At 41.8% G+C, this 6,010-nt stretch carries 5 protein-coding genes; all 5 read right to left on the reverse strand.

The window, feature by feature from the left end:
• A partial coding sequence (locus tag ACR2F7_RS16525) for a sigma 54-interacting transcriptional regulator (RefSeq protein ID WP_432714643.1) occupies positions 1–1,383 on the reverse strand: 1,383 nt, incomplete at its 3' end.
• 57 nt (positions 1,384–1,440) lie between these two features.
• Positions 1,441–2,538, reverse strand: a complete 1,098-nt coding sequence (locus ACR2F7_RS16530; protein ID WP_432714644.1) for a vWA domain-containing protein — start codon at positions 2,536–2,538, stop codon at positions 1,441–1,443.
• A gap of 45 nt (positions 2,539–2,583) precedes the next feature.
• Entirely contained in the window at positions 2,584–3,468 is an 885-nt protein-coding gene (locus tag ACR2F7_RS16535; RefSeq protein ID WP_432714645.1) for a cupin-like domain-containing protein, read from the reverse strand.
• A gap of 92 nt (positions 3,469–3,560) precedes the next feature.
• Positions 3,561–4,346 carry an SDR family oxidoreductase gene (locus ACR2F7_RS16540; RefSeq protein ID WP_432714646.1) on the reverse strand — a complete coding sequence of 262 codons (786 nt, stop codon included), beginning with the start codon at positions 4,344–4,346 and terminating at the stop codon, positions 3,561–3,563.
• Positions 4,336–5,475, reverse strand: a complete 1,140-nt coding sequence (hemW, locus tag ACR2F7_RS16545) for a radical SAM family heme chaperone HemW (protein WP_432714647.1) — start codon at positions 5,473–5,475, stop codon at positions 4,336–4,338. The genes ACR2F7_RS16540 and hemW overlap by 11 nt, the downstream gene beginning before the upstream one ends.
• Positions 5,476–6,010: the final 535 nt, after the last annotated feature.

Raw genomic sequence — 6,010 nt, forward strand, 5'->3', positions numbered from 1 at the left:
CTCTGCCAGGCCATGCAACACAAATTCCATCATAAGCAAGGTTTGGTTGGCACTTAATTTAGGGTGCATATTTTTAACCAATTCATTCAGGCCACTGACCTGCATTAATGTTTTCTTGTATTGTACATCAGAGAGGCCATCGAGTAAATCCAGCGTATTACCTTCGGTAAACCATTCGGTAATTTCTAGATAAGGATTAGCTGTTTTGCTTTTCTTGGCCTTTTCAGGGTCAGGGAAATAACGGGAGAAGAGGGTTTTGATGGCTTTACCGATCAGGATGTTGGCCACTTTAGCAGGGCCTTCCAGCTCTCCCTCATACACGAGTTCAATTTTACCAGTGATGGCAGGGAGGATACCCGTGAAATCTGAAAGGCGTACAGCGGTATTTTTCTCGCCGTTAATGAGCATTCTGCGTTCGGCAGTGCTGATTAAATTTTCATAGGCAGAGATGGTTAGCCGGGCAGAAACACCAGACTTCTGGTCAATGAATTCACTTTTACGGGCTTCAAAAGCCACCTGTTCCACAAGGTCTTTAACCAAACCATCGGCCTCAATTAGCGTTTTCTGGTCGCTGGTCAGCTTAGCTTCCTGGAAGGTAATTTTGCGGGAGATGCTGATGGTTTTAGGGTAATGGGTAAGGATCTGGCTTTCAATACGGTCTTTTAACGGCGTAACGATGGAGCCACGGTTGGTATAATCTTCAGGATTGGCAGTAAATACAAACTGCACATCCAGGGGAAGTCGCAATTTAAAACCACGGATCTGGATATCCTTTTCCTGCAGCATGTTGAATAGCGCTACCTGGATTCTTGCTTGTAAATCTGGCAATTCGTTAATGACAAAGATGCTGCGGTGGGCACGGGGAATCAGCCCAAAGTGAATTACCCTTTCGTCATTGTAAGTAAGTTTTAACGTTGCTGCCTTGATAGGATCTACGTCGCCAATTAAGTCGGCAACCGTTACATCTGGCGTAGCTAGTTTTTCTGTATATCTTTCAGAGCGGTGTTGCCAGCTCACGGGCGTATTGTCGCCGTGGATTAATATTTCATGTTTAGCATACCATGAAATGGGGTTCAAGGGATCATCAAAGATCTCACTTCCACTTACGTATGGAATGTATTCATCCAACAGGTTAACCATTAAACGGGCAATTCTGGTTTTCGCCTGCCCGCGTAAGCCTAAAAGCAAGATATTGTGGCGCGACAAGATTGCAGTTTGCAATTCTGGAATTACGGTTTCGTCGTAGCCCAGGATACCTTCAAAGCCAGCGTCTTTTGCCTGAAGCTGTGTGATCAGGTTTTTACGGAGCTCATCTTTTACTGTTAGGGAAACGTAGTTGGCGGCTTTTAAATCACCTAGCGTCTTTATATTTTTATTATCCATAAATTTTGGTTTCTGGAGAGGCATCTGCATCCCTGGTTATACAGCGGATGTTCTCGTTTAGCGTACTGTTTTTCTTCTGTTTTTAATGTAGTCTTCAAATATATATTCTCCAAGACCGGTAAGAGAGCTGTAAAAGGCTCTTCCGCCATTTACCTTGGTAAAGTCTCTCACAAATTGCTGCAGGTAAGGATCCTTTGCAATCATAAAGGTGGTGATGGGCACATTTAATCTTTTACATTGGGCAGCCATGTTTAAAGTCTTGCTGATAACTTTTCTGTCTAAGCCCATGCTGTTTTTGTAATAACCACCGTTTTCTTTTAAGCAGGTGGGTTTACCATCGGTAATCATAAAGATTTGCTTATTATGCGTTTTGCGGCGACGCAATAAATCTACGGCCAGCTCCAGCCCTGCAAGGGTATTGGTATGGTAAGGGCCAACTTGCAGATAAGGCAAGTCTTTAACGGTAATAGTCCAGGCATCGTTACCAAAGACAACGATATCCAAGGTGTCTTTTGGGTATCGAGTTTTGATGAGCTCTGCCAGGGCCATGGCTACTTTTTTGGCTGGCGTAATGCGGTCTTCGCCATATAAGATCATGGAGTGGGAAATATCGATCATCAACACCGTCGAAGTCAGGGTTTTATAATCCTTTTCTTCCACCTCCAGATCGCGCTCGGTTAGCGTAAAGTTGTTGATGCCATGGTTGATCTGCGCATTTTGTATGGAGGTCGTCATGTCTATCTGGTCAAGGCTATCACCGAAGGAAAACTCCCTGCGATCGGCATTTTTCTCCTCGCCAATGCCGGAGATATTGCTGTTATGGTTGCCCTTGCCCGCTTTTTTAAGCTTGCCAAAAATCTCTTCCAATGCCGACTGGCGTATGGTTTGTTCTGTTTTTCCGGTAATTTCGAACTGCCCGTCCTGCGGGTTTTCTTTGATATAGCCTTTTTCTTTCAGCTCATCAATAAAATTACCCATACCGTATTCATTGTTGGTAAACTTATATTGTTTATCCAGCTCATTCATCCAGGCCAGTGTTTCACCAGCATCACCAGCGGTATAATTGAGTAATTGCGTAAACAGTTTAAGCAATTCTTCAAAACCCCCTTTAGGTGCATCGTCTGGAATATAGTTTGAAAATTGAAAACCCCTCATATCATTTTTATAACGAATTAACGAAGGTAAAAGTTTGAAAATGAACTATTTTAAAACTGATGTCATATTTATAGCTTTGTTAGCTCTTTTAATAGCCAGCTGCTCTTTCCACGACATGTATTTTTCCCTGAAATTGCCTTTCATAAAGTCGTCAAATTTTCTTTGCAGGGTTAGGTTATACAAACTTTTGGCTTTTACGGCCCATGATTTATCCCATGCCCTTAAGCTGATGGAGAAAGAGCCATCTAAATATTTCATCCAATGCCAATAACCTGTAGGCATAAATAAAGTGTCGCCATGTTCTAAAAATGCTTCCGTGCCCTGTACGCCTTTTAAAGCCGGGAACTTCTCAAAATCTGGATTTTCCACATCATAATCTTCCAGTGCATAGGTGGCAAAAGGAATTTGATAAAGTCTTTCTTTCCATTTATTTTCAAAGAGGATGACGTGTTTTCTACCGTTAAAGTGAGTATGGAAGATATGGGCGAGGTCAATATCGAAATGTAAAAAGGTAACAGAACCTTTACCGCCAAAAAACATGTTAGGATAATTATCCAGGAAACCACCCATTAAACTTTTTGGCGCTCTGTAATCTTCAAGCAGTTGGGGGGCCTGTTTCATAGGATCGAACAGGAATATTCTTAAATCTGTGGGTGTTTCTTTGATGAGGTCTATATAGTCGGCAAACTTCATTTCTGCCGCTGCCGCATTGATGGGTTTGGAGGGGTCTGCTTTACCACTGTCATAAAGAGGAACCGTTTGGTCGCCAACAACTTCTTTTACATAATCCATGGTCCATTTTTCGTAAGCGGGCCAGTCTTTTGAGAGGTTTTTGATGACTAACGGTTTTCTTGGATTTAAGTAGAACCTTTCAAAATCTGCTTTTGAAATATGATCTACTGTATCTATAGGTGAAAGATCAAACGCCATGCTATTAAATTAGTCCTACAAAATTATGGAAAATTGTTAATGTAGCTGTGCAGGGATCTTACAAATGGAATTAGCCTGACATAAACCCGCCGCTAAGTCACTTTTGCAGTTCTCATGTATTTAGAGAACTTTAAGGGGAAAAGTCTTTTGAAAAGCACACCTTTCACTTCTTTACCACCTATGTAAACTTCTTCTTTTCTATCTTTAACGGCCTGATAGATTTTAGCCGCACAGGCTGCTGGTTCCATGCCATTTTTAATGGACTCGTCCATGGTGTTTTGTGCGCTGCCGCTTGCCGTTAATGCGTTGATGCTGACGTTCGTTTTGATGAAACCCGGGCATGCTAAGGTAATGTTGATGTTCTGGTCTGCAATCTCCGACCGTAAAGAGTCAAAATAACCATGTAAGGCATGTTTTGAGGCTGAATAAGCAGAGCGGAAACGCGTACCAAATTTGCCCACTAAGCTACTGATGCAAACCACCTGGCCGCCACCATTGGCAATCATTGCCGGAATGACTGCTTTACTTAAGGCTACTGTCCCCCAGAAATTTACGCGCATGATTTTTTCTTCGGTTTCTGCTGAGGTTTCTAAGGCAAGGCTGCGTTGGCTCACACCACCACAGTTAATCAGGATGTCGATTTTACCATAGATCCTTAGGGCTTCAGTAGCTTTTTGAGCAAGGGTAGGGCTTTGTTCTAAATCCAGCGACAGCACATGAATATGAAGGGCATTTTTACAGTTTCCTTTAACCCTAAAGAGTTCATCGCGGTTACGGGAAGAAATAATGAGTTTTGCACCCGCCTGGTGGTAACGGTAAACGAGCGCTTCGCCAATACCAGAGGAGGCACCGGTAATCCAAACAACTTTATCTTTCATGGTTATCTAATAAAAATAATTCTGAGGCTATGTAATCTGCAAACATTTTGCCCTCTGCAGTAAGCATGACCTGTTGGTTTTGCTGCTGTAACCACTTGCGTTCAAAGAAGGGTTTCAGGTTAAATAACATTTCCTCATGAAATGTTTTGCCAAAGGTATGTTTAATCCTGTCTAGATCCATGCCCCACATGGTGCGTAAAGAGGTCATGATGTACTCATTTAAGCGGTCGAGCTGCGTAAGCTCTTCTACCGTTTCTGCAAGTTTACCATTGAGGAGTTTTTCTAAATACTGTGCATTATTAGCCACATTCAATTGCCTGTTGGTGCCATCAAAACCATGTGCTGAGGGGCCAATGCCTAAATAAGGTACACCGCGCCAATAATTGGTATTGTGAACAGCATATCTGCCAGGTAAGCTGTAATTTGATATTTCATAATGTTCAAAACCGCCCAGGCTGAGCTTTTGGATCAGCGTCTGAAATTGTTCAGCACTTTGGTCGTCATTTAAAGGGATTTGTTTTCCTTTTTGGATGAGCTTGTCGAGTACCGTTTTAGGCTCTACTGTTAGTGAATAACCAGAGATATGGGGGATTTGCAAACTCAGTGCTTTACGGATATTTTCTTCCCATTTCAGGTTAGTAAGCAGGGGGTAGCCATAGATCAGGTCGATGCTCAGGTTTTCAAAACCTGCATCCTGACTGCGTTTAATGGAAGCTTCCGCTTCGTTTGCATTGTGTGCACGGTTCATCCAGCGTAAATCTTCATCAAAGAAAGATTGTGTGCCGATACTGAAACGGTTAACGGGCATTTTTCTGAGTTCTGCAATTTTGCGGGCATCAAGGTCATCAGGATTGGTTTCCATGGTGATCTCGGCATCCGAGGCAATAGAAAAATGGTCTGTTAGGGTATTGAAGATCTTTTCTAAATAGGGGCTGGATAAAACAGAAGGGGTGCCACCGCCAAAATAGATACTGCCTACTTGTTCGGTAATGCGGTTTTTCTTTAGAATAAGCTCTTTGCAGATTGCATCTGTCATCTCTTCTGCGTATTTCAGGGAGGTGGTGAAGTGAAAGTCGCAATAGGTGCATGCTTTCTTGCAAAAAGGAATGTGGATATAGATGCCGGCCATAGGGCAAAAATAAGGTATATAAATAAACTATTGGTATCAAATCATTAAGGTAAGCTATAACTTTACTTTCATCAATCATTGTCAAGTTTTAACTTTACTATTTGCGAGACACGCTAAAATCCTTTAGAGAGGTGGGAATGGTATTAGATATGGATTTGGTTTATGGCTTTGTGCCTAAAGATGGTTCATTAGTTGCATTGATAGAAAAAAAAGCAGTGAGCTAACATTGCGCAAAAAAGCAATAGCCGCCTCTATATAGATGACGGCCATGATTTAACGGGCATTTTATTTTAGCTATTGGCAAAGGTATCGCAATTATGAATTTAGTTTATAAATATAGTTTTTTTGGGTTGATTGAAGTTGAGCAGTGTTCTATTAATAAGCACATTATTACACTTAAATCTGTCTCTTATGCCAAACCATCCGTATCAGTACAACCAATGTTTCAAGTATTTCATTATCGTTCTATTGTCAGTTAGTTCCGCGACACTTTTTGGCTGTTCCAAGAAAGGTCCGACAGAAACGGAAAAAATTG

Origin of the sequence: Pedobacter sp. (genome assembly GCF_045628745.1) — a bacterium.
Taxonomy (GTDB): Bacteria; Bacteroidota; Bacteroidia; order Sphingobacteriales; family Sphingobacteriaceae; genus Pedobacter.